We start from the raw sequence: 24,418 nt of genomic DNA, 5'->3' as shown, positions 1-24,418 counted from the left end.
GCATGTCTGAGCTGACTGTGCGGGCCATGACCGAAGCCGAGTTCGATCGGTGGCAGGTAGGTGTGGTGCGGGCCTTTGCCGACGAGCAGGTGGCGGCCAACAACTGGGCCGCCGAGACGGCCCTGGAACTGGCTCGGCAGGGTAACGAGGCCCTGTTGCCGGCCGGCTTCACCACGGCGGGCATGCTGTTCCTGAAGGGTGAACTGCGGGACGGAACCCCGGTCGGGGTGTTGTGGATCGGGCTCACCCATCCGCGTGGCGCCCCGGACTGTGCGTTCCTCTACGACATCGAGATCGAACCGGCCCACCGGGGGGCGGGGTACGGGCGGGCGCTGCTGGCCGCCGGGGAGGATGTCGTTCGCCGGCACGGTGTGGCGGCCATCGAACTGAACGTCTTCGGCGACAACGCCCGCGCCGTCGGGCTCTACGCGAGGTCTGGTTACCGGGTGGTCACCCAGCAGATGCGCAAGTCCCTGGCGGGTGCGCAACGGTGAGCCGTTGGCCGCGCGTGTCGCGGCGGCACCATTCTGCCTCGGCGGTGGTGGTTTGACTGCGGTCGCAGTGGGCAGGACCAGCCCCATGCTGGTTGACCTGGTGGGACGTCTGGACGACACGCTGACGCTCGCGATCCAGGGCTACGGGTGGTTGCCCAACCGCCTGCGCCGTAGCCCGACGGACGTGGTGCGTACCCGTCTTCTTGGTCAGACCGCCGTGGCGTTGCGGGGGCCCGACGCGGTGCGGTTCTTCTACGACGAGCGCCACATTCGGCGGCACGGTGCCATTCCCGAACCGCTGCGCGGGACGCTGTTCGGCAAGGGTGCCGTGCACAGCCTCGACGGCGAGCAGCACCGGGTGCGCAAGGCGATGTTCACCGCGCTGCTGATGGGCGGCGGCTTCGACGGCCTGGTGACGCGGGCCGAGGCGGCGTGGGACGCGGCGGCCCGATCCTGGTCAGGGCGACCGGTCGTGTTGTTCGACGAGACCGCGCCGGTGTTAACCAGCGCCGTCTGCGACTGGGCCGGTGTGCCGGTGGAGCCGCAGGACACTTCGGCGCTCGCGGCCGACCTGATCGCGATGGTGGACGGCTTCGCCACGGCGGGGCCTCGGCACTGGCACGCCCGGCGGGCCCGGGGACGCCGGGAGCGGTGGCTCGCCGGGCTCGTCGACCAGGTCCGGCAGGGCGAGCTCACCGTGTCGCCGGGCTCGGCGCTGGCGGCGGTGGTCGAGCATCGGGACAGCGACGGTGAACTGCTGGATCCGCGGACCGCCGCCGTGGAGCTGCTCAACATCATCCGGCCGACGGTCGCGGTGACCTGGTTCGTGACCTTCGCCGGCCACGCCCTGCACCGCTGGCCCGAGCACCGGGACCGGCTCCGCGCGGGCGACGCCGCGTTCGCCGAGGCGTTCGCCAACGAGGTGCGTCGGTTCTACCCGTTCGCACCTTTCGTCGGTGGGCGGGCCGCCACCGATCTGACGTGGCAGGGCACCGCGATCCCCGCCGGGGCGATCGTCCTGCTCGATCTGTACGGCCAGAACCACGACTCCCGGCTCTGGGCCGACCCGTACCGGTTCGACCCGGATCGCTTCGTCGGGCGGGACATCGGCCCCTTCGACCTCGTACCGCAGGGCGGTGGTGATCCGCGCACCGGGCACCGCTGCCCCGGTGAACAGATCACCGTCGCGCTGCTGAGGGCCCTGGCGGTACGGCTCGCCCGTCTCGACTACGCGGTGCCGGCACAGGACATGGACATCCCGCTGCACCGCATTCCGACCCGCCCCACCAGCGGCCTCCTGATCGCCGTGCCGTCCGCCAGCCGCAGCACCGCCCAGCTCAGCACCCGCTGACCAGTCGGCGGGAACCATCCGGCCCGCCCGGACGACCAACCCTCCGGCTGGACGGTGCTCGCGAGCCGCCACCCCGGGGGCAGGGCCCGGCCGCACCGGCTCGCGTCACCGTCCAGCACCGACCACCTCCCGGCCGCTGCGCCACCAGCGGCGGGGCGGGATCAGCCGACCGAGGCGGGGAACCTCTCCCAGACCCGGTGGTGGGTCATCAGTTGTTGCAGGTCGGCGAAGACATCGCCGCCGGTGTCACCGGTGACGACGCCGGGTGTTCCGTCGACTCCCGCCTGTTCCAGCGCGGTGATGCCGGGGCCCCAGGCACCGATCGCCTTGGCGTGCCGCCAACATTCCTCGATCAGCAACTCCACCCGGGGGTCGACGGTGGCGGCGGTCGCCGCGCCGGCCTTGGCGTCACGGGCGGGCAGCGCGTCGGGGGCGGGTGGCGCGTCGGGGGCGGGTGGCGGCGCCGCGGCGAGCAGGAGCGCGTCGAGTTCGACCGACCGGCCGGTGGCGAAGGTGCGCTGCACCGGCAGGTCTGCGATCTTGCCGCCGTGCGGGGCGATCAGCAGCGGCACCATGTCGGCGGCGAAGACGGCCCGGCGCACCTGGTGGACGGTGTCGAGGTCGCTGTCGGAGGCCACCACGATGCCGACCAGCCGGCCGTCGACCGGCCACCGCCGACCGACCTGCGACAACGCGGGACTGGGTGTGACCTCGGCCAGCGGGATGGTCGGCTCCGGCGCGGGCAACCCCAGACCGGTGGCGACCTGGGCGCAGAGCACCGGGTCGATGTTGGCCAGGCACCGGAGCTGACGTTCCTTGATCGCCTGGTGGTAGCACCGGCCCAACTCGAAGGTGTAGGCGCGGATGATGTGTTCCTGCTCGACCGGCGACATGCTCAGCCAGAACAGCCGGGCCTGGCTGAAGTGGTCGTCGAAGGACGCCGGGCTCTGCCGGACCTTGGGTGCCGAAGCCACCTGGACCGGCACGTCGACGAAGGGGTGGTCGTCGTCGCCGGCCGGGAAGGGATTGCCGCCGTCGAGGGAGTTCGGTCGGTAGGGCGCCACGCCGGCATGGACGGCGTGCTGGTGGAAGCCGTCGCGCAACATGTCGTTGACCGCCGCGTGCGGCCGGTTGATCGGGATCTGCGGGTAGTTCGGTCCGCCGAGCCGGGTCAACTGCGTGTCGACGTACGAGAAGAGTCGGCCCTGCAACAGCGGGTCGTTGGTCACGTCGATGCCGGGCGGCAGGTGACCGAGGTGGAAGGCGACCTGTTCGGTCTCGGCGAAGAAGTTCGTCGGGGTGCGGTGGAGGACCAGCCTGCCGACGGGCTGTACCGGGGCCAGTTCCTCCGGCACGATCTTCGTCGGGTCGAGCAGGTCGATGCCGGCGAACGTCTCCTCCGGGGTGTCCGGAAAGACCTGGAGGCCGAGTTCCCACTCGGGGAACGCGCCGGCCTCGATGGCGTCGTAGAGGTCGCGGCGGTGGAAGTCCGGGTCGATGCCGTTGAGCAGTTGCGCCTCCTCCCAGACCAGGGAGTGCACGCCCAGTTTCGGCTTCCAGTGGAACTTCGCCAGCACCGTCTCCCCGGCCGTGTTGACCAGGCGGAAGGTGTGTACGCCGAAGCCCTCCATGGTCCGGTACGAACGCGGGATGCCCCGGTCGGACATGTTCCACATGGTGTGGTGTTGCGCCTCGGTGTGCAGCGAGACGAAGTCCCAGAAGGTGTCGTGGGCGCTCTGCGCCTGCGGGATCTCCCGGTCGGGGTGCGGCTTGGCCGCGTGGATGATGTCCGGGAACTTGATGGCGTCCTGGATGAAGAACACCGGCATGTTGTTGGCGACCAGGTCGAAGGTGCCCTCGTCGGTGTAGAACTTGGTGGCGAAGCCGCGGGTGTCGCGTACCGTGTCGGCCGAACCGCGCGAGCCGAGCACGGTGGAGAACCGGACGAAGACCTCGGTTTCGCGGCCCTTGCCCAGGAACGCGGCCCGGGTGATGTTCTCGGCGGCGCCGTACCCGGTGAACACCCCGTGCGCGCCGGCACCCCGGGCGTGCACGACCCGCTCGGGGATCCGCTCGTGGTCGAAGTGGGTGATCTTCTCGCGCAGGTGGTGATCCTGGAGCAGGACCGGTCCGCGCGGCCCGGCCTTGAGCGAGTGGTCGGTGTCGCGCAGCCGGGCCCCCTGGGAGGTGGTCAGGTAGGCGCCCTGCTGACCCTTCGCGGTGGCCGGCGCGCCGGTACGGGCACCGGTCGGGGTACGGGTCTGCGGGGAACCCTGCTCGGGCTTCGGCGGCAGCGGACCGTGTGGGGTGGTCGGCTCCTCGACCGTCGGCGAGGCGCTGCCCGGCGCGCCGGGCACGTCGGGGCTCAGCACGTCGGCCACCTTCTCCGCCGCCGACTCCACGACGTCCTTGACCGCCTTGGCGGGATTACGGGATTCCATCTCTACCGGTACCTTCCTGGAGCACAACGAGCAGACTCCAAGGGCGGTACCCGGGTCAGGGAGCGCAAAACGGGCCGAACTACGCTCGAAGCCGCCTCCTCGGTCACATCTGGATGACCGGCCGCTTCCGGGCGCGGAAGATCAGCGAGACGGGCTCAACTGATCAAAGTAGGTCTTCATCGCCGGGTAGTAGTCGTCGAACGAGGGCATCGCCGTGTCCTGGTGGGCGGCCACCAGCCGATCCAGGTAGTACTCCCAGCCGGGCCCGATCTCGCCGATGCCCTCGACCGTGTCCAAGTGCTGGACGAAGCGCAGTTCCGTGCGGGCACCCCGCTGGGTGAGCAGCAACTCCAACCGCCAGGCGCCAGACTCGTCCAGGGCGGAGAGAGCGAGCCGACGGGGTGGTTCGCACGCGTCGATCCGCATCTCGGACCACGGCTCCCCCTCCTCGAAGGCCAACTGCACCCGGACGCGCTGACCGGGCGCGGCCCGGCCCGTCCAGCGGCCGTACCACCGGGCGGTGCGATCCGGTTCGGTCAGGCTGGCCCATACGTCGTCGATCGGGGCACGGAATTCACGGGTGACGACCAGGTCCGGCCCGCTGTCGGTGCCGAAGAGGCGCCCGGATGGTGTGGGTATCAAGCTGTCCGCTCCTGAGAGGAGTTCGGCGAGCCACCGGTGCGGCGCTCGCGGCGGGTACGGTGAACCTCGGTTTCCAGCGCGTCGAACCGGCGCTCCCACAGCTCGGCCCGGCTGAACTGCGACAGCCACCGGAGCAGGTCACGGAACCGGGCCGGCGCCAGTTCATAGCGGCGCTCGCGACCGACCACGGCGTCGCGCACCAGCCCGCTCTCGCGGAGTACGCGCAGGTGGCGACTGACCGCGGGCCGGCTGATCTCGAAGTGCTCGGCGATCCGGCCGGCCGGGAGCGGGCGCTCCCGCAGCAGCTCCAGGATGCGCCGACGCACCGGATCCGCGATGGCTGCGGCTACCTCGTCCACCGCCAAAGCGTAACCGATGAGTTACATGTCTTCAAGAATCCGCTCTCCCCTGGACCCCCACGGCCACGCCGACGACGATCCCGTCCGGCGACGGGATGGCTCAGGTGGTGATGACGACCTTCGCCCGCGCGTGCTCGCCTTCGAGGTACCCGATGGCCTGGGGCACCTCGTGCAGCGGGTAGGTCCGGTCGATGACCGGGGTGAGGCGGCCGGCTTCGGCGTGCGCGCGGAGGGTGTCGAGGTGCCGGCGACTGGGTGCGGTGGTGAGGATGACGATGCGGTGCCGGACGAAGGGCGCCAGCGACCGGCCGCGGGCGAGGAGCCGCACCGGGCCGACGAGGCTGCCGCCGCGGTAGACACCACCGCCGGAGAGCACCAGCGTCCCGGTCGGGGTCAGCGCCCGCCGCAGCGCGGTGAGTGAGCGGTTGCCGACCAGGTCGAACACCAGGTCGTGGCGGCGCCCGTCGCGGGTGAAGTCGTCCCGGGTGTAGTCGACGACGTGGTCGGCGCCGAGAGAGCGGACCAGGTCGACGTTGCGGGTGCGGCACACCCCGGTCACGGTCGCGCCGAGGGCCTTGGCGAGTTGGACGGCCAGGGTGCCGACTCCCCCGGACGCGCCGTTGATGAGGACCCGCTGGCCGGGCTCGACCTGACCGGCGTCGGACAGCCCCATCAGCGCGGTGACCCCGGCCAGCGGCAGGGCGGCGGCCTGCTGTGGCGTGAGGTTCGCCGGGGCGGGCGCGACCAGGGTCTCGGGTACGCACACGTACTCGGCGAAGGCGCCGTTGGCGTCACCGAGGTCGCCGAAGACGGCGTCGCCGGGACGGACCTGGCGGACTCCGGCGCCGACGGCGGTCACCCGGCCGGCGAAGTCACGGCCGCGGATGCGGGCCCGGGGCCGTGACCACCCCAGGCTCAGCCGCGCCAGTCGCGGGTCGCCGCGCATGACGTGCCAGTCGTACGCGTTGAGCGCGGCCGCCTCGACCCGCACGAGCACCTCGTCGGCGGCGGGTACCGGCACGTCGACGTCGGCGAGGTCGAGCGTCTCCGGCGAGCCGTAGCGGTCCTGGACGATGGCTTTCATCTGCCCTCCCCTCACGGGTGTACGGCGTACACCTCGGTTATGAACGACGGTAGGTGTACGCCGTACACCTGTCAAGACGGATATGGTTTCAACCGCCACCGACGGACGAGGATCAAGATGGCTGAGCAGGCTGAGACGTTGCGCCGGGCGCCGCTGAGCAGGGATCGGATCCTGCGCGCGGCCGTCGCGCTCGCCGACGCGGCCGGGATCGAGTCGCTCAGCATGCGCAACCTCGCCCAGGAGTTGGGCGTGGTGCCGATGGCCCTCTACAAGCACGTGGCCAACAAGGACGAACTGCTCGACGCCATGATCGACCTGGTGGTCGGCGAGATCGACCCACCGACACCCGGCGCCGACTGGAAGCAGGACCTCCGGAGACGGGTTCTGTCGGCACGACAGGCACTGCGACGCCACCCCTGGGCGCCGCTCGCGATCGAGACGCGGAACATGGCGACCCCGGCGCTGCTCGCCTACCTCGACTCGGTGGTCGGGACGCTGCGGGCCGGCGGGTTCTCCGCCAACCTGGCCCACCACGTGATGCACGCTATGGGCAGCCGGATCCTCGGCTTCAGCCAGGAACTGTTCGACACCGCCCGGGACGCCGGCCGGTCCGGCAGGACCACGCCGGCCCCACCGACCGCCGCCCTGCCGCCGGAGGTCGCGGCCCGGTTTCCGCACCTCGCCGAGATCGCCACGGCCGCGTCCCACGACGACGCGTCGGTCGTGGGGCAGGGCTGCGACGACCAGTTCGAGTTCGAGTTCGCGCTGGACCTGCTGCTCGACGGCATCGAACGGTTGCAGCAGCAGGCGTGGACCTCGGCGCGGCGCACCCGGTAGCCGGTCCGGAACAAGGCGTCACGCGGGCGCCACCGGGGCACCTCAGCTATTGGCGCGCCGGGGGTCGAGGCGCATACTGAGGTCGCTTCGACGTGGGGTTCGGAATTGCGCCGTCACACCACTGGCGAAACATCCTCGACGGATTATTGCGCATACGCGCCAGTCAATTCGGTGCCGTTGCGCGAATGCTACAAATATGAGTCTTCGGCTGCCTGCTCAGGTATGAAGAGGGTCGTCATGCTCGTTCTTGACACGGATTCGCTGTCACCCCGGGAGCGCGCCGAAGCGTTCCAGGCCACGGTCAGCGGCAACTGTTCGGCAAGCATGGCGTCCTTCGAGGACCCGGCCTCGATCCGGGCCCGGATGACGACGTACGGGTTCGGGCGCGCGAAGGTGTTCAACATCGAGGCGTCCGGCACCACGCTGCGGCGTACCCCGCGCATCGCCCGAGCCAGCGACGAGTCCTCCATCGTCCTGGCGTTGCCGATGCGTACCGACAACCACCTGAGCTGGGCCCGGGAGGACCGGATGTTCGGGCCCCGCGACCTCATGCTGGTCGACCTGTCCGTCCCCTACGTCTACGGCTGGACCGGCACCGGGGCCTCGTACGCCCTGCACGTCGAGGTGGACCACCTGGGCCTTCCTCGCGACACCATCCACCGCGCGGCCCGGGAGTTGCGCGCCAGCCCGCTCTACGACCTGGTCCGTGACCATGTCGCCCGGGTGACCAGCCAGGCGGGACAGTTGGTCGACAGTGGTGCCGCGCCGGAGATCGGCGCCGCCTCCGCCGAGTTGATGCGGGCGCTGGTGACCTCCGCCGCCGCCGACGGCAGCCGCCTGCGCGAGGCCATGCACTCCTCGACCCAGGCCCGGGTGCAGGCCTACATCCGTCAGCACCTGCGCGACCCGGAGCTGACACCGGCCCGCATCGCGGCGGCCAACGCCATGTCACTGCGTGCCCTGTACAAGCTCTACGAGACGCTGGGCCAGAGCCTGGAACAGTCGATCATCGAGCAGCGGCTACAGGGTGCCCGGGCCGACCTGACGGCCGCCCGGCCGCGCTACACCTCGATCGCCGCGACGGCCCGCGCCTGGGGATTTTCCAACCCGAGCTTCTTCTCCAGCAAGTTCCGGGAACTCTTCGGCGTCACACCACGACAGATGGCGTCCACGCGGCCCCTGACCACGCTCGCCGAACCCCACCGCTGACCGGTGCCGGGCCGGCCCCCGCGCCCATCGGTTCGCGCCTGCGGAGCGGGCGTCGCCAACACTGCACGCTGGCGTCAGAACGGTGCGCTCTCAGCACACTTTCGCCGGTTCCTGGATGCGAGATTTTTCCTGGCTTCGGCGGGCAACCCGGCCCGACGCCGCAGCCGCCGTCATCCAGGTACCCGTACGGCAGGAGCAGCCAATGCCACACGTCACCGTTTTCGACGGCACCGACATCTTCTACAAGGACTGGGGTGCCGGCCGGCCGGTCGTCCTCAGCCACGGTTGGCCCCTCAACTCCGACAGCTGGGAGGCCCAGGCGTTGTTCCTGGCCAACAACGGCTACCGGGTCGTCGCCCACGACCGGCGTGGCCACGGTCGTTCCAGCCAGACCTGGCAGGGCAACGAGATGGACACCTACGCCGACGACCTGGCCGCCGTCCTGGACCACCTCGACCTGCGGGAGGCCACCCTGGTCGGATTCTCCACCGGCGGCGGCGAGGTGGCCCGCTACGTGGGCCGGCACGGCAGCGGCCGGGTCGCCCAGGTCGTCCTGGTCAGCGCGGTGCCGCCGTTCATGCTCAGGACCGACGACAATCCCGACGGCGTACCGATCGAGGTGTTCGACGGGATCCGCGCCGGCTCGCTCGCCGACCGGTCGCAGACCTACCGGGACCTCGCGGACGGCCCGTTCTTCGGCCACAACCGTCCCGGTTCGACCGTCTCGGCAGGCATCCGGGACACGTTCTGGCTCCAGGGCATGGCCGCCGGCCACCGCAACGCCTACGAGTGCATCGCCGCCTTCTCCGCCACCGACTTCCGCCCCGACCTGGACGCCATCGACGTACCGACCCTCGTTATCCACGGCGACGACGACCAGGTGGTGCCGTTCGAGGTCGGCGGTAAGGCGTCCGCCGCCCGGATCAAGGGCGCCCGGCTGATCGTCTACCCGGGTGCCCCGCACGGCATCACCGATACCCACAAGCAGCAGCTCGGTGACGACCTGCTCGCCTTCCTGGAGGAGTACCAGCCATGAAACCGATCGTCCTGGTGCACGGCTTCTGGGTCACGCCCCGCAGCTGGGAACACTGGATCACCCACTACGAGAGCAAGGGCCACCAGGTGGTGGCGCCCGCCTACCCGGGCTTCGAGGTCGAGGTGGAGGCGCTCAACGCCGACCCCACGCCGATCGCCACGTCGACCGTACCCACGATCATCTCGCACCTGGAGGACGTGATCCGGGCCCTACCGGAACCCCCGATCATCATGGGGCACTCGGCCGGCGGTGCGTTCACCCAGATCCTGCTCGACCGGGGCTACGGCGCGGCCGGCGTGGCGCTGAACTCGGCGCCGACCGAGGGCGTACGGGTCGTGCCGCTGTCCCAGGTGAAGTCGACGTTCCCGGTGCTCAAGAGCCCCGCCAACCGGCACAAGGCGGTCGGTCTCACCTTCGAGCAGTGGCGGTACGCCTTCACCAACACCTTCACCGAGGACGAGGCCCGCGCGCTCTACGAGCGCTACCACATCCCCGCCCCCGGCGGGATCGTGTGGGGCGGCGTGCTGGCCAACTTCCAGCCCGGCCACCAGGACACCTGGGTCGACTACCACAACGACGACCGGGCCCCGCTGCTGTTCGTCTCCGGCGGCGAGGACCACATCATGCCCCCGGCCGTGCAGGAGTCGAACGCCAAGCACTACAAGTCCAACACGGTCACCGAACGCCGTGAGTACCCGGGTTACGCCCACCTGCTGCCCGCCCAGAAGGGCTGGGAGCAGATCGCGGACGAGGTGCTCGACTGGGCCGTACAGCACGCCCGATGACAGCTGTCCAGATCACCCACGTCGGCGGCCCGACCACCCTGATCGAGGTGGAGGGCTGGCGGATCCTCACCGATCCGACGTTCGACGCCCCCGGCCGGACCTACGGGTTCGGCTGGGGCACCACCTCGCGCAAGCTCGCCGGCCCGGCCCTGCCGGCAGCCGCCCTGGGCACCATCGACGCGGTGTTGCTCACCCACGACCACCACGCCGACAACCTCGACGACGCCGGTCGCGGCCTGCTGCCGACCGTGGGCCGGGTGGTCACCACGATGGCCGGCGCCCGGCGGCTCGGCGCGGGCGCCACCGGCCTGGCGCGGTGGCAGCGTACCGAACTCAGCGCGCCGGACCGGCCGACGATCGAGATCACCGCGACCCCGTGCCGGCACGGACCACCGCTGAGCCGGCCGGTCGCCGGGGAGGTCACCGGCTTCGCGCTGCGCTGGGCCGGGCAGCGGTACGGAGCACTGTGGATCACCGGCGACACGGTGCTGTACGACGGCGTCCGGCAGGTCGCCGACCGGTTCGACGTCGGCACGATGGTGCTGCACCTGGGCGCGGTGCAGTTCGGCCAGACCGGTCCGCTGCGCTACACGATGACCGCCGCCGACGGTGCCGAACTGTGCCGGCTGATCGACGCCCGCACCGTCGTGCCCGTGCACTACGAGGGCTGGAGCCACTTCACCGAGGGTCGACGGGAGGTCGAGACGGCCTTCGCCACCGCGCCGCGCACGGTCCAGCAGAGCCTGCACTGGCTCACCCCCGGCACGGCCACGCCGGTCACGGTATGACAGGTCGACGCCGAGCCCGGTGTACCACCGGACTCGGCGTCGACCGCGACGACTCAGCGCTTGGCCTGCTGCTTGGCCATCTGGGCCGGCTCACCCTTGCCGACCCGGCGCAGCGCGTCACGCAGCTGGTCCTCGGTCATCTTCGAGTTGCCCTCGATGCCCGCATTGTGGGCCTGCTGCCGCAGCTCGTGCAGCATCTCTCGGTCACCCATGTCGACCTCCCCGTACCGTCGGTGGCGGCGATTTGCCCGCCCCGCAGCTGTCGCATTCCCGGCCGGGCCGGGCGCAAACGGCCCGCCGGTCGAGGTTCGCCGCGTGAGCGACCCCGCGATCGACTAGGCTGCGCCGCCCGGCTCCGGTGTGGGTACGGTCGGCCGGCGGTGCCGATGAAGTTGCCACAGCAACCATCCGAGCGAGACCAGTGCGATGACCGCGTACGCCAGTGGCGAGCCGGCGGCGTCCCAGCTGGCGTGTAGGGCGACCACGGCGAGCAGCGTCACGGCGAACGCCAGCCACCGGCCGGCACTGGGCCCGGCGGCCAGGGCGAACAGGGCTCCGGCGGCCACCCCGGTCCAGCTGGGGTGCACGACGGCCGCGGTCAGGCCCCGGGCCAGCAGGATCTGCTCGACCGTGCCGAGGTTGCCGGACGAGGCGAGCAGGGCCGTGAAGGCGTAGCCCATGGTTTCCAGCGCCGCGAAGCCGGCGCCGGAGGCTACCCCGATCACCAGGCCGTCGCCCGGCGATCGGGGCCGCCGCCGCCACAGCAGCAGGATCAACGCAGGTACGACCAGCTTCGCCGTTTCCTCGGTCAGGCCGATGAGCACCGCCGGTAGCGCGCCGAGCCGACGCAGCGTGTCGTACTCGATCGCCGCGGCGGCGATCACGCCGATCAGCCCGCCGAGCAGGGCCGCCACGGTCACCACCGAGCCGGGCACCTGCCACTGGCCGGATCGGCCCTGCACGAAGGTGAGGAAGGCGGCCGGCACGACGGCGGCGCCGAGCACGATCAGCACCGGCACGAGGAGGACGTTGCGGGTGCCGATCAGCGCCACGAGCACCAGCAGGACGAGGGCGACGCCGACGAGCAGCACCGCCAGCCACGCCCACCGCCGTCCCCCGACCGCCACCTGAGCGAGTATCCCAACGAGGCCCGGACCATGAGGCCGTTTCTGCGCTGTCGAGCGTGCCCTGGCCGGCGCGCTTGCGCCCTCCGGTCGACTCGACGGGCGGGCCGCGCCGCCGCGACACGCGCGTGGTGCGGGCGTTGACAGTGCCGATCGTGACGTGGTGTGCTCGGTCCGTAAGCGGTAATGAAAACGATGGTCGTTATCTGTTGAGGAGAAGCATGTCTCTCACCGTGTCGCCGAGCCTGCTGCGCGCCGCCGAGTCCGGGTCCGTCGATGACGAGGCGTTCGCGGCCTGCGTACGCGAATCCCTGCCGTACGCCTGGCAGACCGTCAGCCGGGTGACGGCCGAGCTGGCCGCCACCGGCGCCGAGTTCGCCGACAACGAGATCCCGCCGCCGAGCGAGGCGGAGCGGGGCCAGTTGCTGCGTGCGCTGGCCAGCGATGCGATCCGGTCCAGCCTGGAACGCCACTTCGGGGTGAAGCTGGCCTTCCAGAACTGTCACCGGGTGGCGGCGTTCCGGCCGTCCGCCGTCGATTCCGACACGTACCGCCGGTTCGTCTCCGTCCGGGGGCAGTTGCTCAACCAGTCCCCCGAGTTGCGGGACTGCTGAGCCGGGCCGGGCCGGGCGGGACAGTCGCTCCCGCCCGGCCCGCGCGGCGGCCCGGTTCGGGCGGGTTGCGCCACGCGACAGCCGGGCGGCGGCTAGCATCGGCTACATGGAAACGATAATCGTTAGCGTCAAGGCGAGGTGGGTGCGATGAAGGTGGCCTTCGTCGGCAAGGGCGGCAGCGGCAAGACCACCCTCGCCGCGCTGTTCGTCCGCCACCTCGCGGCCTCCGGCCGACCCGTGTTGGCCATCGACGCCGACATCAACCAGCACCTCGCGGTCGCCCTCGGCGGACCGGCGCACACCACGATCACCCCGCTGAGCGAGCAGCTACCCGCGATCAAGGAGTACCTGCGCGGCGACAATCCGCGGATCGGTTCCGCCGCCGAGATGGTCAAGACGACCCCACCCGGGCGGGGCTCCCGACTGCTGCGGGTGGCCGAGAACAACCCGGTGTACGCGGCCTGCGTGCGCGACATCGCCGGGATCCGGCTGGCGGTGACCGGTGAATTCAGCACGGAGGACCTCGGCGTGGCCTGTTACCACGCCAAGGTCGGCGCGGTCGAGCTGCTGCTCAACCACATGCTCGACGGGCCGGGCGAGTACGTGGTGGTGGACATGACCGCCGGGGCCGACTCGTTCGCCTCGGGGCTGTTCACCCGCTTCGACCGCACCTTCCTGGTCTGCGAACCGACCACCCGCAGCGTCGGGGTCTACCACCAGTACGCCGGCTACGCCCGCGACTACGACGTGGCCCTCTCGGTGGTCGGCAACAAGGTCGAGGACCCCACCGACGTGGAGTTCCTGCGCGAGCACGTCGGCGCGGACCTGTTGACCTGGTTCGGCCGCTCGACCTACGTACGCCGGGCCGAGCGCGGCACGGTCGGTCCGCTGTCCGAACTGGAGGAGAGCAACCGGGCCGTGCTGGGCCGGCTGACCGAGGCCGTCGACGGCACCGACCAGGACCGGGCGGCGTTCACCCGGTTGGCGCACGAGTTCCACCGACGCAACGCCGAGGCCTGGGCCAACGCGCGCACCGGGATCGACCTCACCACCCAGATCGACCCGGAATTCCAGCTCGACACCGACGCCGTGCCGATCGCGGCGACCGCCTGAGAGCCGCGTCGGCGATGGGCTGACCCATCGCCGACGCCGGGGCGGTCAGCCCTGCTGTGCCACGATCTGGAGGAGGTTGCCGCAGGTGTCGTCGAAGACGGCGGTCGTCACGCCCCCCATCTCCAGCGGTTCCTGGGTGAAGGTCACTCCCCGCCCGGTGAGCCGCTCGTACTCGGCGGGCACGTCCGGCACGGTGAACATGGTGAACGGGATCCCGTCCGCGACGAGCGCCTTCTTGAAGGCCGCCGCCGCCGGGTGCTGGTCGGGTTCGAGGACCAGTTCCACGCCCTCCGGGTCCTCCGGCGACACCACGGTCAGCCACCTGTGCTCACCGAGCGGTATCTCGGTTTTCTTGATGAAGCCGAGCACGCCGGTGTAGAAGGCCAGGGCCTTGTCCTGGTCGTCGACGAGGATGCTCATGTGTCCGATTCGCACGGTCCCACCCGCCATCTCTGGTAGATCTGCTGGAGCGGAGACGTGTCAAGGTCGATGAAGGTGTACCGGCCCTCGCGCCGCAGCACCACCAGCCCGGCCCCGGCCAACACGGTGAGGTGCTGGGAGATGGCCTGCCGCGTCGAGGTGAATCCCTGGTGCGTCAGGCGGACGCACAGCTCGAACAGTGTCTGGCCGGTGCGGTCCTGCAACTCGTCGAGGATGGCCCGTCGAGTGGGATCCGCCAGCGCCTTGTACACGTCGCCCACCACCGAACAATAGGCAAGCAGATGCTTGCACGTCAAGCTCGTCCGGGGCACCACCGGCGCCGGCAACGTTCCGGGTAGGTAAACCCTTGTCCCAGGCGGGCGGCAGGTCTGGCGCCGGCCAGCACATCTTGCGACGCTTACGCTCGTGTACGACTACGACGTGTTGGTGCTGGGCTCCGGACCCAGCGGTCAGAAGGCCGCCATCGCCGCCGCCAAGCTCGGCCGCCGGGTCGGCCTCGTGGAACGGCCCGACATGATCGGCGGGGTGTGCATCAACACCGGCACCGTCCCGTCCAAGACGCTCCGCGAGGCCGTGCTCTACCTCACCGGGCTGAGCCAACGGGACCTCTACGGCAGCAGCTACCGGGTCAAGGACGAGATCACCGTCAGCGACCTGGCCGCCCGCACCCAACACGTGATCAACCGGCAGACCGACGTGATCCGCAACCAGCTCGCCCGCAACCGGATCGCGATGATCACCGGCACCGGGCGGTTCGCCGACGCCCACTCGGTCTGGGTCGACGGCGGATCCGGCCGCGAGTCAAAGGTCACCTTCGCGAAGGCCATCATCGCCGCCGGCACCCGCCCGGCCCGCCCGGACAGCGTCGACTTCGACGACCGGACCATCGTGGACTCCGACGGAGTGATCAACCTACAGGCCGTGCCGCGCAGCATGGTGGTGGTCGGCGCCGGGGTGATCGGCATGGAGTACGCCTCCATGTTCGCCGCGCTCGGCACGAAGGTGACGGTGGTCGAGCGCCGCGAGAAGATGCTCGACTTCTGCGACGAGGAGATCATCGAGTCGCTCCGGTACCACCTGCGCGACCTGTCGGTCACGTTCCGCTTCGGCGAGGAGGTCGCCGCGGTGGAGAAGCACCAGACCGCCGCGCTGTGCATCCTCAAGAGCGGCAAGAAGATCGTCGCGGACACGGTCATGTACTCCGCCGGACGGCAGGGCCAGACCGACGACCTGGCGCTGGAGGCGGCCGGGTTGACCGCCGACCGGCGGGGCCGGATCGAGGTCGACGCGAACTACCGCACCAGCGTGGAGAACATCTACGCCGTCGGTGACGTGATCGGCTTCCCGGCGCTGGCGTCGACGTCGATGGAGCAGGGCCGGCTGGCCGCGCAGCACGCCTGCGGCGAGCCGGTGCGCGCGATGCACGGGCTGCAGCCGATCGGGATCTACACGATTCCGGAGATCAGCTTCGTCGGCAAGACCGAGGAGGAGTTGACCGACAGCGCCACCCCGTTCGAGGTGGGCATCGCACGCTACCGCGAGCTGGCCCGGGGTCAGATCGTCGGCGACTCGTACGGGATGTTGAAGCTGCTCGTCTCGCCGGACGACGGGCGCCTGCTCGGCGTACACGTCTTCGGCACCGGCGCCACCGAGATCGTCCACATCGGGCAGGCGGTGATGGGCTGCGGCGGCACGGTCGACTACCTGGTCGACGCGGTCTTCAACTACCCGACACTGGCCGAGGCGTACAAGGTGGCCGCGCTGGACGCCGCCAACAAGATCCGCAACATCACCCGCATCGACGGTTGAGGCGGTGACGTCGGGGCCGGGCAGGGCGGCCCCGACGTCACCGCCGTTGGTCAGCCGGCCGCCGCGACGGACCGACGACGCGGGCCCAGGTGCCGGGCGTACGCGCCGGTGGTGAAGAAGGCCGGCAGGTCCTCACCCAACGCGGTCTCCTCGACGATGCGCGCCGCCTGTTCGGCGCGTTGCCGCTCGGCGTCCCCACGCCCCTCGGTCAACGCCGCCAGTTCCTCGGCGAGCATGGCCCGCACCCGGTCCGAGGTGACGCTGCCCCCGTCAGCCAGCGGCGTGCCGTGGTGCAGCCACTGCCACACCTGGCAGCGGGCGATCTCGGCGGTCGCGGCGTCCTCCATCAGGTTCCACAGCGCCACCGCGCCGGCACCGCCGAGCCAGGCGTCGATGTAGTGCAGCGCCACCGCGATGTTGGACCGTACGCCGGCCTCGGTGACCTGGCCCGGCGTCTTGTCCACCGAGAGCAGGTCGGCGGCGGTCACCTCCACCTCGTCGCGTCGACGGTCGAGCTGGTTCGGGCGCTCACCGAGCACCGCGTCGAACACCTCCCGACAGGTCGGCACCAGGCCGGGGTGGGCCACCCAGGAGCCGTCGAACCCGTCGCCGGCCTCCCGCTGCTTGTCCGCCCGCACCCGGGCCAGCGCGGTCTCGTTGACCTCCGGGTCCCGGCTGGGCACGAGGGCGGCCATCCCGCCGATGGCGTGCGCGCCGCGCCGGTGACAGGTCCGCACCAGCAGCTCGGTGTACGCGCGCATGAACGGCACGGTCATGGTGACCGCGGCCCGGTCCGGCAGGACGAAGTCCGGCCACTGCCCGAAGTTCTTGATGATGCTGAAGATGTAGTCCCACCGGCCGGCGTTCAACCCGGCCGAGTGTTCCCGTAGCTCGTAGAGGATCTCCTCCATCTCGAAGGCGGCGGTGATCGTCTCGATCAGCGTGGTCGCCCGGATGGTGCCCTGCGGCAGCCGCAGGTAGTGCTGGGCGAAGACGAAGATGTCGTTCCACAGCCGCGCCTCGCGGTGGCACTCCAGTTTCGGCAGGTAGAAGTACGGTCCGGCACCGGCGGCGAGTTGCCGGCGGGCACAGTGGAACAGGTAGAGCCCGAAGTCGACCAGGCTGGCCGAGATCGGCCGCCCGTCCACCACGATGCCCTTCTCCACCAGGTGCCAGCCGCGCGGGCGGACCACGATGGTGGCCAACTCCTCGCCGAGGGCGTACCGCTTGCCACGCGGGTCGGTGAAGTCGATCCGCCGGTCCAGGGCGTCCATCAGGTTGAGCTGACCGCCGATGACGTTGTCCCAGGTCGGGGCGGTGGCGTCCTCGAAGTCGGCGAGCCACACCTGGGCGCCGGAGTTCAGCGCGTTGATGGTCATCTTGCGGTCCGGCGGGCCGGTGATCTCGACCCGCCGGTCGGTCAGCCCGGGTGCCGGCGGCGCCACCTGCCAGGTGGGGTCGGCGCGCACGCCGACGGTCTCGGGCAGGAAGTCGGGCAGCTGGCCGGTGGCGAACCGGTCCCGCCGCGCCCGGCGGGTGTCCAGCAGGGCCACCCGCCGGGCGGCGAACTCGCTGTCCAGGGTGACCAGGAACTCCAGCGCCTCGGGGGTGAGCACCTCGTCGAAGCGCTCGGCCAGCGGGCCGATGATCTCGTACCTCATGAGAACTGCTCCTCCTCGGTGGAGCCGCGCAGCGCGGTGGTCTCGGCGGCGGGGTTGAGCACGGTGCTGATCAGGTCGAAGTAGCCGGTGCCCACCTCCCGCTGGTGCTTGACCGCGGTGTAGCCGGCCGCCTCGGCGGCGAACTCCCGCTCCTGGAGCGAGACGTAGGCCGGCATGCCGTCGGTGGCGTAGCCCCGGGCCAGGTCGAACATCGAGTAGTTCAGGGCGTGGAAGCCGGCCAGGGTGATGAACTGGAACTTGTAGCCCATGTGGCCGAGTTCCCGCTGGAACTTGGCGATGGTGGCGTCGTCGAGGTGCTTTCGCCAGTTGAACGACGGCGAGCAGTTGTAGGCCAGCCGTTGGTCCGGGTACTCGTCCTTGATCGCCTCGGCGAAGCGGCGGGCCACCTCCAGGTCGGGGGTGCTGGTCTCCATCCAGAGCAGGTCGGCGTGCGGGGCGTACGCCAGCCCTCGGGCGATGCACGGCTCGACGCCGTTGCGCACCCGGTAGAAGCCCTCGGCGGTGCGCTCACCGGTGACGAAGGGGCGGTCGCGCTCGTCCACGTCGGTGGTGAGCAGCGTGGCGGCCTGGGCGTCGGTGCGGGCCACCACCACCGTCGGCACCCCGGCCACGTCGGCGGCCAGCCGGGCCGCCTCCAGGGTGCGGATGTGCTGGCCGGTCGGGATGAGCACCTTTCCGCCCAGGTGGCCGCACTTCTTCTCGGCGGCGAGTTGGTCCTCCCAGTGCACCCCGGCGGCGCCGGCCGCGATCATTCCGCTCATCAGCTCGTACGCGTTGAGCACGCCACCGAAGCCGGCCTCGGCGTCGGCGACGATCGGGGCCAGCCAGTCGATTCCCGAGGTGTCCCCCTCGGCGGTGGTGATCTGGGCGGCGCGCAGCAGCGCGTTGTTGATCCGGCGGACCACGGCCGGCACCGAGTTGGCCGGGTAGAGGCTCTGGTCCGGGTAGGTGTGCCCGGCCAGGTTGGCGTCGGCGGCCACCTGCCAGCCGGACAGGTAGATCGCCTTGAGGCCGGCCCGGACCATCTGCACGGCCTGGTTGCCGGTGAGGGCACCGAGGGCGTGGATGTAGTCCTCGCTGTTCAACAGCCGCCACAGCCGGTTCGCCCCGTGCCGGGCCAGGGTGTGCTCCTCCTGGATCGCGCCGCGCAACCGCACCACGTCCTCGGCGCGGTAGCTCCGGCGCACTCCCCGCCAGCGGGGGTTGGTGTCCCATTCGTGCTGCAACTGCTCGACCGGAGTAGGCATCGTTTCTCATCCCTTCACAATTCGTGGCCACACCGTGGCCGCTGCGCGCCGCTGCCGGGCCGCCGGTGTGTAGCCCACGGTCACACGGTGCGCCGATCGGGTCGAGAGACGGAAAATGCCAATTCTTGAAAACCTGACGAGCCATTTTGCGAAGTTGTTAAAGCCCTTATTGGCAGCAGTGCTAATGTGGTTCGACAAAACCGCCGGGACGGGAGGTGGGAGCGATTACCAAGACGTTCGCCGGGGCGCGGCTGCGCCGGCTGCGCGAGGAACGCGCGCTCAGCCAGACCGAACTCGCCCGGCACCTGAACATCTCCGCGAGCTACCTCAACCAGATCGAGCACGACACCCGACCGCTGACCGTGCCGGTGCTGCTGCGCATCACCGAACTCTTCGGCGTCGACCCCACGGTGTTCGCCGCCCACGACACCCCGCGCCTGGTCACCGGGCTACGCGAGGCGCTGCCCCACCGGGCCGGCCTCGCCGAGCTGACCGAGTTGGCCACCCGGCTGCCCGAGGTGGCCGCCGCCGTCATCGACCTGCACCGCCGCTACCAGCAGGCCGACGAGCAACTCGCCGAGTTGGTCGGCGACCGGGAACGGCTCGGCCGCAGCCCGCACGACCAGGTCACCGAATTCTTCTACCGGCGGCAGAACTACGTACCGGAGATGGACGAGGAGGCCGAACGGCTGGCCGCCGCCATGGGGCTACGACGCGGTGAGGTCCGTGGCCGGCTGCGCGACCGGCTGGCGCAGCGACACGGGGTACGCATCCTGCGCGAGGACGACGGGGCGCTCGGCGGCGACCTGCACCGCTACCGGCCACAGACCCGCACCCTGCACCTGTCCACCTCGCTGCGCGGCGGGCAGGAGGCGATGCGGATGGCCGCGCAGATCGCCCTGCTGGAGTTCGCCGACGTCATCGACGAGATCGTGGAGTCGGAGAGCTTCGACGACGTGCAGACCCAGATCCTGACCCGGGTCGGGCTGGCCAACTACTTCGCCGCCGCGCTGATCCTGCCGTACGAACAGTTCCTGACCGCCGCCGAGCAGCGCCGCTACGACATCGAACTGCTCACCCAGCACTACGCGATCGGCTGGGAGACGGTCTGTCACCGGCTCAGCACGTTGCAGCGGCCCCGGGCGCGCGGGGTGCCGTTCTCCTTCGTCCGGGTCGACCGGGCCGGCAACATGTCGAAACGGCAGTCCGCCACCGGCTTCCCGTTCTCCCGCACCGGCGGCACCTGCCCGCTGTGGAACGTGTACGAGGCGTTCAGCTCCCCCGGTCGGGTGGTCACCCAGGTCGCGGCGATGCCGGACGGGCAACGCTATCTGTGGATCGCCCGCACCATCACCCGACACCACGGCGGATACGGCCAGCCCGGCAAGGTGTACGCGATCGGGTTGGGCTGCGAGACCCGGCACGCCAGCCGGCTGGTCTACTCCACCGGGGTCGACCTGCACGCCGCCGAGGCCGCCACGCCGATCGGGCCGGGCTGCAAGACCTGCGAGCGGATGACCTGCCCACAACGCGCCGCCCCACCGATCAGCCGGCAGTTGGACCTCGACGAGAACCGCAGCACCTTCATCCCCTATCCGCTGCGCGGCTGACCCCGTCACCCGGCGAGGAACGTGTTCACCGCGTCGAGGTACGCCTCCGGCGCGGTGACGTGCACCAGATGACCGGCGGTGATGGTGACGAGTCGGGCGTCGGCCAACCGGTCGGCGGGCCAGGGAATTCCGCTACCGGCAGAGCGGCGGCTGATCACCCCGTGCGGCCACCTGATCGCGGAGGGCGATGACGCCGGCTGGCCGGACCGGAGGTGCCGATAGGCTTGCCACCCCTTTACGCGCAGGGCGGGTGCATGGCTGTTCGTCCGTACCAGATTCGCCGGTCACTGCGGGCCGTCGTCGGCCCGCTCCTCGTCGCCGCGCTGCTGGCCGGCTGCTCGGTGGCCCGTCCCGCCGAGAGCATCCGGCTTGGGGTGCTCCAGATGAACCTGTGCAACAGCGGCATGGCGAAGGGTTGCTTCACCGGCCGGGCGGTCGACCGGGCCGCCGAGGTGATCCGCGCCGAACGGCCCGACATCGTGACCCTCAACGAGATCTGCGCCGGCGACATCGACGTGCTGGAACGGGCGATGACGCGGGTGCACGACGGCATCGTGGTGGCGGCCTTCCAGCCGGCCCGGAACGGCCGCACCGGCGAGCCGTACCGCTGTGTCAACGGCGAGCAGTACGGCGTCGGGGTGGTGGCGCACGTCCCCGCGCCGTACCGGGGTCACACCGTGCACAACGGCTTCTACCCGGCGCAGGACCCGGCCGATCCGGAGCAGCGGGCCTGGCTCTGCGTCGAGGCTCTCGGTGTCTCCTTCACCTGCACCACGCACCTGGCGTACACCAGCGCCGACCTCGCCCTGGCCCAGTGCGCGCACCTGCTCGACGCGGCCATCCCGGCGTTGCACTCCCGGTCCCGCTACCAGCCCACCCTGGTCAGCGGCGACCTCAACCTGCGCCACGGCGGCTCACCCGACGTGCGCTCCTGCGTGCCCGCGGGCTACCGGCACCGGCACGACGGCGGCGTGCAGCAGCTGATCGCCACGCCCGACGTCACCATCGAGTCCACCCGGTCGATCGGGATGAACCAGACCACCGACCACGCCGCGTTCCTCGTCACCCTGGTCACCGAACGGCAGCCGGACCCGGCGGCCTGACCAGGCTCCTCAGTCCCACCAGAACGCCCAGGTGGGGGCGTCGACGAGCCGGTCGGCGTAGGCGGCCAGGGTGCACGGGCGCTGCCCCTGCCAGATGTTGTCCGGACAGAGGGCGAAGTGTTCGGCGGCGACCGGCAGCGCCTCGGCGACGTCGGCGGGTGGCGCGGCGACGCTGAGATACAACTCGGCGAAGCCGACCCCGATCACCCGGGCACCGAACCGCTCCTCCCAGCTACCCAGCACCGCGCACAACTCGGCGGGGCCGGTGTAGTTGATCGCGCCCTGCCAGCCGATGGCGGCCAACGCGTCACTGCCCCGCCGCGCCGGCACCAGACCGAGCCGCATGCCGGGCTGGGCCTGGGACAGTTGCTCGGCCCAGTGGTCGGCATGCTGCGGCGCCGCGACCCGGGTCGGCACCGTCGGGGCCAGTCCCGGCCAGACCCGGCCGTACGGGGCGGTGACCGCCTCCCGCTGGGCCGGCTCCAGCATGTCGTCGTCGTCCGTGCCGGTGTAGCGGGCCCACCCGCCGGCGAGCAGCCGCTCGGCGTCGTGCGGGGCGGGTGGGGCCGGCATCGGCCAGAACTCGCCGGTGTCCCAGGGGCGGGCGGCGTCCCCGTCGAGGCCGTCCAGAAGCAGCGGCCACAGCCCGGACTGCGGATGCGCCGCGTGCAGCCGGGTCCACAGCCCGGCCGGTGCCGGGTCGTCGCTGACCCACAACACCGGCCGCTCGCCGGCACCCTCGTCACCGCGCACCGTCCGCCCGGCCGGCAGCGGCACGCCCAGCGTCCGCGCCCCCTCGCCCCCGAACAGTTCCAGCAGTTCCGCAGGCATCTCATCCAACCGCGACGTCACAAACACGAGCATATCGACCCACCCCCACCCTCCCCCGCATCCGGGGTTGATCAAGAGGTTTGCGTCACGGGGGCAGGGGTTTGGTGACGAAAACTTCTTGATCAACGGCGCTCGGCGCGACGGGGAGTCCTGCCTGTTGGTCGCTGGGGTCGTCTACAGTGTCGGGCCAGCATGCCGGCGATCCGGGGGGAGGGGGGACGGTGCGTCGGGTACGGGGGTTGGAGTATCACGACTGGTTGCTGCTTCCGCTCGTCGTGGTCTGCTTCGGTGGCGCGATCTGGATGTCCGTCATCGCGGTCGACTCGTACCGGGCGGAGCACGGCGGTCTGGCCGGCGACGTGACCATCGAGGACTGCGTCTTCGCCGACACCGACGACGGTCCGGAATGGACCTGCTCGGGCCCGTTCGTCTCGGCCGATGGCGCCGTCCGCATCGACGCGGTGACGCTGCACGACCGCTTCCGGGCACCCCTCGAAGACGGTACGACCGTGGCGGGCACGGTCAGCGGTCCCTCGGCGGACACCCTGTACACCGACGACCAACTCTGGTGGTGGTTGGCCGGGGTCGCCGTCGCCTTCCTCGGCATCGGGATTCACTTTCTCCGACCCATCCTGCGCGGTGGGACCGACGTGGTGACGCCGCCCACGGTTGATCCCGCCCACGCCGCGGTCGCCGACCAGTCCCGCAGCCTCCCTGCGGAGTGGGACGACGTACCCCCGCCGTCCGCCCGGGAGGTGACCGCCGCCGGGGCGCCGACGGCAGCCGGACCCAAGCGGGCGAACCTCGTCATCTGGAAGGTCCTGGCCGGCTGGCTGCTGCTCGGGTCGACCATCGCCGGCACGCTGTGGTACCTGGCGGAGTGGGAACGGCAGCAGGACGCCCCGCTGACCGCCAGCGCGTTGGGCACGGTCACCGCGACGCGGCTCGGCGCGGACGACCGGATCGAGGTCGCCTACCACGACGACGCGGGGGACGAATGGCGAGTGCGGTGGAGGCCACGAGACGCCGACAGCTATCGCGAGGGCGGCCAGGTGCCGCTGCGCTACGACCCGACCCGGCCGGACGAGGTCATGCCGGAGTACCCCGAGTTCTTCGAGTTCGAGCCACCACAGCGGATCGTGTTTGCCCACATCGCGCTGCTGCCCGGCTTCGTGCTGGCGTGGGCGTGGACGTGGCGGCTCGGTCGCTGGACGCTCGGCACGTTGCGCCGGGGCCGGCCCGCACAGGCCAGCGTCAGGGTGGCGGAGTTGCACTGGGGCACCGAGCCGACGTCATACTGGCTTGAGCTACGCAGCGAGGACCGGACCTGGTACCAGCGGGTCGTCTGGGATAGCCGACTGGTGCACTGGCTGCACCGCAACCCGTGGAGTGCCGAGCGGCTGCCGTCATCCGTCGAACTGCGCCGGTGCCCAGGATTTCGGCGGATGTATCTGGTCGACGTGGCCGGGGTGGGACGCCTCTGGCCGGCGAGCACCGCCCGCAGCCGGCCGCCCATCAACTACGAGCTGAGTCCGGTCGAGCTCAGCTCGCTGGGCTTCACCGAGCCGGCGAGCCGGCACCTGAAGATGCTGCTGGCGCTGGCCGCCCTGGCCGGGGGCGGCTGGCTGCTGGCCGGCCCGCCTGGTGCGGCCTACCTGCTGGCGCTCATCGGCGGCTACCAGCTGTGGGGTGGCGGCGCGCCGTGGCGGGGTTTCTACGCCGTACGACCGTGACCCGACCGGAGCACCGCCGACGGCAACGTCCAACGCCGGTCGCCGGGGTGGCCAACACGTACACGCTGGTCAACCAGCAGACCGG

The 24,418-nt window shown here is 70.9% G+C and carries 25 protein-coding genes; 13 read left to right on the top strand and 12 right to left on the bottom strand.

Annotated features, from left to right (window positions below; genetic code table 11):
- The first annotated feature begins 2 nt into the window (after positions 1 to 2).
- Positions 3 to 494, top strand: a complete 492-nt coding sequence (locus E0H26_RS00210) for a GNAT family N-acetyltransferase (RefSeq protein WP_131299235.1) — start codon at positions 3 to 5, stop codon at positions 492 to 494.
- A gap of 85 nt (positions 495 to 579) precedes the next feature.
- A complete protein-coding gene (locus tag E0H26_RS00205; protein WP_131299233.1) occupies positions 580 to 1,845 on the top strand; it encodes a cytochrome P450 in 1,266 nt (421 codons plus the stop codon).
- A gap of 161 nt (positions 1,846 to 2,006) precedes the next feature.
- Here E0H26_RS00205 and E0H26_RS00200 read toward each other — a convergent pair whose 3' ends face one another.
- From E0H26_RS00200 to E0H26_RS00185, 4 genes are all read right to left on the bottom strand, one after another.
- Positions 2,007 to 4,286 (bottom strand): catalase, encoded by a 2,280-nt coding sequence (locus E0H26_RS00200; protein WP_131299230.1) that lies wholly within the window; start codon positions 4,284 to 4,286, stop codon positions 2,007 to 2,009.
- Positions 4,287 to 4,427: 141 nt separating this feature from the next.
- Entirely contained in the window at positions 4,428 to 4,928 is a 501-nt protein-coding gene (locus E0H26_RS00195) for an SRPBCC family protein (protein ID WP_131299227.1), read from the bottom strand.
- The gene (locus tag E0H26_RS00190) at positions 4,925 to 5,287 is read right to left on the bottom strand and encodes a metalloregulator ArsR/SmtB family transcription factor (RefSeq protein ID WP_131299224.1); all 363 of its coding nucleotides are present in this window, start codon (positions 5,285 to 5,287) and stop codon (positions 4,925 to 4,927) included. Before E0H26_RS00190 ends, E0H26_RS00195 begins: the two co-directional genes overlap by 4 nt.
- A gap of 100 nt (positions 5,288 to 5,387) precedes the next feature.
- Positions 5,388 to 6,371 (bottom strand): NAD(P)-dependent alcohol dehydrogenase, encoded by a 984-nt coding sequence (locus E0H26_RS00185; protein ID WP_131299221.1) that lies wholly within the window; start codon positions 6,369 to 6,371, stop codon positions 5,388 to 5,390.
- Between the two features lie 117 nt (positions 6,372 to 6,488).
- Between E0H26_RS00185 and E0H26_RS00180 the strand changes: the two genes are divergently transcribed.
- From E0H26_RS00180 to E0H26_RS00160, 5 genes are all read left to right on the top strand, one after another.
- The gene (locus E0H26_RS00180; protein ID WP_131299218.1) at positions 6,489 to 7,208 is read left to right on the top strand and encodes a TetR/AcrR family transcriptional regulator; all 720 of its coding nucleotides are present in this window, start codon (positions 6,489 to 6,491) and stop codon (positions 7,206 to 7,208) included.
- 237 nt (positions 7,209 to 7,445) lie between these two features.
- Positions 7,446 to 8,417 (top strand): helix-turn-helix domain-containing protein, encoded by a 972-nt coding sequence (locus E0H26_RS00175; RefSeq protein WP_165521721.1) that lies wholly within the window; start codon positions 7,446 to 7,448, stop codon positions 8,415 to 8,417.
- A gap of 202 nt (positions 8,418 to 8,619) precedes the next feature.
- Entirely contained in the window at positions 8,620 to 9,453 is an 834-nt protein-coding gene (locus E0H26_RS00170; protein WP_131299212.1) for an alpha/beta fold hydrolase, read from the top strand.
- The gene (locus E0H26_RS00165; RefSeq protein ID WP_131299210.1) at positions 9,450 to 10,238 is read left to right on the top strand and encodes an alpha/beta hydrolase; all 789 of its coding nucleotides are present in this window, start codon (positions 9,450 to 9,452) and stop codon (positions 10,236 to 10,238) included. The genes E0H26_RS00170 and E0H26_RS00165 overlap by 4 nt, the downstream gene beginning before the upstream one ends.
- A complete protein-coding gene (locus tag E0H26_RS00160; protein WP_131299208.1) occupies positions 10,235 to 11,026 on the top strand; it encodes an MBL fold metallo-hydrolase in 792 nt (263 codons plus the stop codon). Before E0H26_RS00165 ends, E0H26_RS00160 begins: the two co-directional genes overlap by 4 nt.
- A 53-nt stretch (positions 11,027 to 11,079) precedes the next feature.
- Here E0H26_RS00160 and E0H26_RS29075 read toward each other — a convergent pair whose 3' ends face one another.
- Entirely contained in the window at positions 11,080 to 11,238 is a 159-nt protein-coding gene (locus tag E0H26_RS29075) for a hypothetical protein (RefSeq protein ID WP_165521720.1), read from the bottom strand.
- Between the two features lie 123 nt (positions 11,239 to 11,361).
- Positions 11,362 to 12,153, bottom strand: coding sequence for a PrsW family intramembrane metalloprotease (locus E0H26_RS00155; RefSeq protein WP_131299206.1), 792 nt, complete (start codon positions 12,151 to 12,153; stop codon positions 11,362 to 11,364).
- 218 nt (positions 12,154 to 12,371) lie between these two features.
- Here E0H26_RS00155 and E0H26_RS00150 point away from each other — a divergent pair, with 218 nt between their 5' ends.
- Both E0H26_RS00150 and E0H26_RS00145 read left to right on the top strand, forming a co-directional pair.
- Entirely contained in the window at positions 12,372 to 12,764 is a 393-nt protein-coding gene (locus E0H26_RS00150; protein WP_131299203.1) for an SCO5389 family protein, read from the top strand.
- Positions 12,765 to 12,911: 147 nt separating this feature from the next.
- Complete coding sequence (locus E0H26_RS00145; RefSeq protein WP_131299201.1) at positions 12,912 to 13,877, top strand: ATP-binding protein; 966 nt, start codon at positions 12,912 to 12,914, stop codon at positions 13,875 to 13,877.
- 45 nt (positions 13,878 to 13,922) lie between these two features.
- Here the strand turns inward: E0H26_RS00145 and E0H26_RS00140 are convergent, their stop codons facing one another.
- Both E0H26_RS00140 and E0H26_RS00135 read right to left on the bottom strand, forming a co-directional pair.
- The gene (locus E0H26_RS00140; protein ID WP_131299198.1) at positions 13,923 to 14,312 is read right to left on the bottom strand and encodes a VOC family protein; all 390 of its coding nucleotides are present in this window, start codon (positions 14,310 to 14,312) and stop codon (positions 13,923 to 13,925) included.
- On the bottom strand, positions 14,294 to 14,578 hold the full coding sequence (locus E0H26_RS00135) for an ArsR/SmtB family transcription factor (RefSeq protein ID WP_206024777.1): 285 nt from the start codon (positions 14,576 to 14,578) through the stop codon (positions 14,294 to 14,296). Before E0H26_RS00135 ends, E0H26_RS00140 begins: the two co-directional genes overlap by 19 nt.
- Before the next feature lie 145 nt (positions 14,579 to 14,723).
- Between E0H26_RS00135 and sthA the strand changes: the two genes are divergently transcribed.
- Positions 14,724 to 16,127 carry a Si-specific NAD(P)(+) transhydrogenase gene (sthA, locus tag E0H26_RS00130; protein WP_131299193.1) on the top strand — a complete coding sequence of 468 codons (1,404 nt, stop codon included), beginning with the start codon at positions 14,724 to 14,726 and terminating at the stop codon, positions 16,125 to 16,127.
- Positions 16,128 to 16,177: 50 nt separating this feature from the next.
- Here the strand turns inward: sthA and aceB are convergent, their stop codons facing one another.
- Positions 16,178 to 17,788, bottom strand: a complete 1,611-nt coding sequence (gene aceB / locus E0H26_RS00125; RefSeq protein WP_131299190.1) for a malate synthase A — start codon at positions 17,786 to 17,788, stop codon at positions 16,178 to 16,180.
- Positions 17,785 to 19,056: an isocitrate lyase gene (gene aceA, locus E0H26_RS00120; protein ID WP_131299187.1), complete on the bottom strand. Its 1,272-nt coding sequence runs from the start codon at positions 19,054 to 19,056 to the stop codon at positions 17,785 to 17,787. The genes aceB and aceA overlap by 4 nt, the downstream gene beginning before the upstream one ends.
- A gap of 215 nt (positions 19,057 to 19,271) precedes the next feature.
- On the opposite strand from aceA, the gene E0H26_RS00115 reads away from it, so the two are divergent.
- Entirely contained in the window at positions 19,272 to 20,666 is a 1,395-nt protein-coding gene (locus tag E0H26_RS00115) for a short-chain fatty acyl-CoA regulator family protein (protein WP_206024775.1), read from the top strand.
- A 5-nt stretch (positions 20,667 to 20,671) separates the two neighbouring features.
- Here the strand turns inward: E0H26_RS00115 and E0H26_RS00110 are convergent, their stop codons facing one another.
- Entirely contained in the window at positions 20,672 to 20,824 is a 153-nt protein-coding gene (locus E0H26_RS00110; protein ID WP_206024773.1) for a hypothetical protein, read from the bottom strand.
- 96 nt (positions 20,825 to 20,920) lie between these two features.
- On the opposite strand from E0H26_RS00110, the gene E0H26_RS00105 reads away from it, so the two are divergent.
- On the top strand, positions 20,921 to 21,769 hold the full coding sequence (locus E0H26_RS00105; protein WP_131299185.1) for an endonuclease/exonuclease/phosphatase family protein: 849 nt from the start codon (positions 20,921 to 20,923) through the stop codon (positions 21,767 to 21,769).
- A 9-nt stretch (positions 21,770 to 21,778) separates the two neighbouring features.
- On the opposite strand, the gene E0H26_RS00100 is transcribed toward E0H26_RS00105, so the two are convergent.
- Positions 21,779 to 22,600 (bottom strand): DUF4253 domain-containing protein, encoded by an 822-nt coding sequence (locus tag E0H26_RS00100; RefSeq protein WP_131300431.1) that lies wholly within the window; start codon positions 22,598 to 22,600, stop codon positions 21,779 to 21,781.
- A gap of 221 nt (positions 22,601 to 22,821) precedes the next feature.
- Between E0H26_RS00100 and E0H26_RS00095 the strand changes: the two genes are divergently transcribed.
- On the top strand, positions 22,822 to 24,333 hold the full coding sequence (locus tag E0H26_RS00095; RefSeq protein ID WP_131299182.1) for a DUF3592 domain-containing protein: 1,512 nt from the start codon (positions 22,822 to 22,824) through the stop codon (positions 24,331 to 24,333).
- Positions 24,334 to 24,418 lie beyond the last annotated feature (85 nt).

Origin of the sequence: Micromonospora zingiberis (assembly GCF_004331455.1) — a bacterium.
GTDB classification, from domain to species: domain Bacteria; phylum Actinomycetota; class Actinomycetes; order Mycobacteriales; family Micromonosporaceae; genus Micromonospora; species Micromonospora zingiberis.
This window is presented reverse-complemented; position numbering and strand designations above follow the sequence as displayed.

Bases quoted from the DNA above. Each gene is read 5' to 3' on its own strand.
- E0H26_RS00210 (WP_131299235.1), top strand. From the start codon at position 3: ATGTCTGAGCTGACTGTGCGGGCCATGACCGAAGCCGAGTTCGATCGG.
- E0H26_RS00205 (WP_131299233.1), top strand. From the start codon at position 580: ATGCTGGTTGACCTGGTGGGACGTCTGGACGACACGCTGACGCTCGCG.
- E0H26_RS00200 (WP_131299230.1), bottom strand. From the start codon at position 4,286: ATGGAATCCCGTAATCCCGCCAAGGCGGTCAAGGACGTCGTGGAGTCG.
- E0H26_RS00185 (WP_131299221.1), bottom strand. From the start codon at position 6,371: ATGAAAGCCATCGTCCAGGACCGCTACGGCTCGCCGGAGACGCTCGAC.
- E0H26_RS00180 (WP_131299218.1), top strand. From the start codon at position 6,489: ATGGCTGAGCAGGCTGAGACGTTGCGCCGGGCGCCGCTGAGCAGGGAT.
- E0H26_RS00175 (WP_165521721.1), top strand. From the start codon at position 7,446: ATGCTCGTTCTTGACACGGATTCGCTGTCACCCCGGGAGCGCGCCGAA.
- E0H26_RS00170 (WP_131299212.1), top strand. From the start codon at position 8,620: ATGCCACACGTCACCGTTTTCGACGGCACCGACATCTTCTACAAGGAC.
- E0H26_RS00165 (WP_131299210.1), top strand. From the start codon at position 9,450: ATGAAACCGATCGTCCTGGTGCACGGCTTCTGGGTCACGCCCCGCAGC.
- E0H26_RS00160 (WP_131299208.1), top strand. From the start codon at position 10,235: ATGACAGCTGTCCAGATCACCCACGTCGGCGGCCCGACCACCCTGATC.
- E0H26_RS29075 (WP_165521720.1), bottom strand. From the start codon at position 11,238: ATGGGTGACCGAGAGATGCTGCACGAGCTGCGGCAGCAGGCCCACAAT.
- E0H26_RS00150 (WP_131299203.1), top strand. From the start codon at position 12,372: ATGTCTCTCACCGTGTCGCCGAGCCTGCTGCGCGCCGCCGAGTCCGGG.
- E0H26_RS00145 (WP_131299201.1), top strand. From the start codon at position 12,912: ATGAAGGTGGCCTTCGTCGGCAAGGGCGGCAGCGGCAAGACCACCCTC.
- aceB (WP_131299190.1), bottom strand. From the start codon at position 17,788: ATGAGGTACGAGATCATCGGCCCGCTGGCCGAGCGCTTCGACGAGGTG.
- aceA (WP_131299187.1), bottom strand. From the start codon at position 19,056: ATGCCTACTCCGGTCGAGCAGTTGCAGCACGAATGGGACACCAACCCC.
- E0H26_RS00105 (WP_131299185.1), top strand. From the start codon at position 20,921: ATGGCTGTTCGTCCGTACCAGATTCGCCGGTCACTGCGGGCCGTCGTC.
- E0H26_RS00100 (WP_131300431.1), bottom strand. From the start codon at position 22,600: ATGCCTGCGGAACTGCTGGAACTGTTCGGGGGCGAGGGGGCGCGGACG.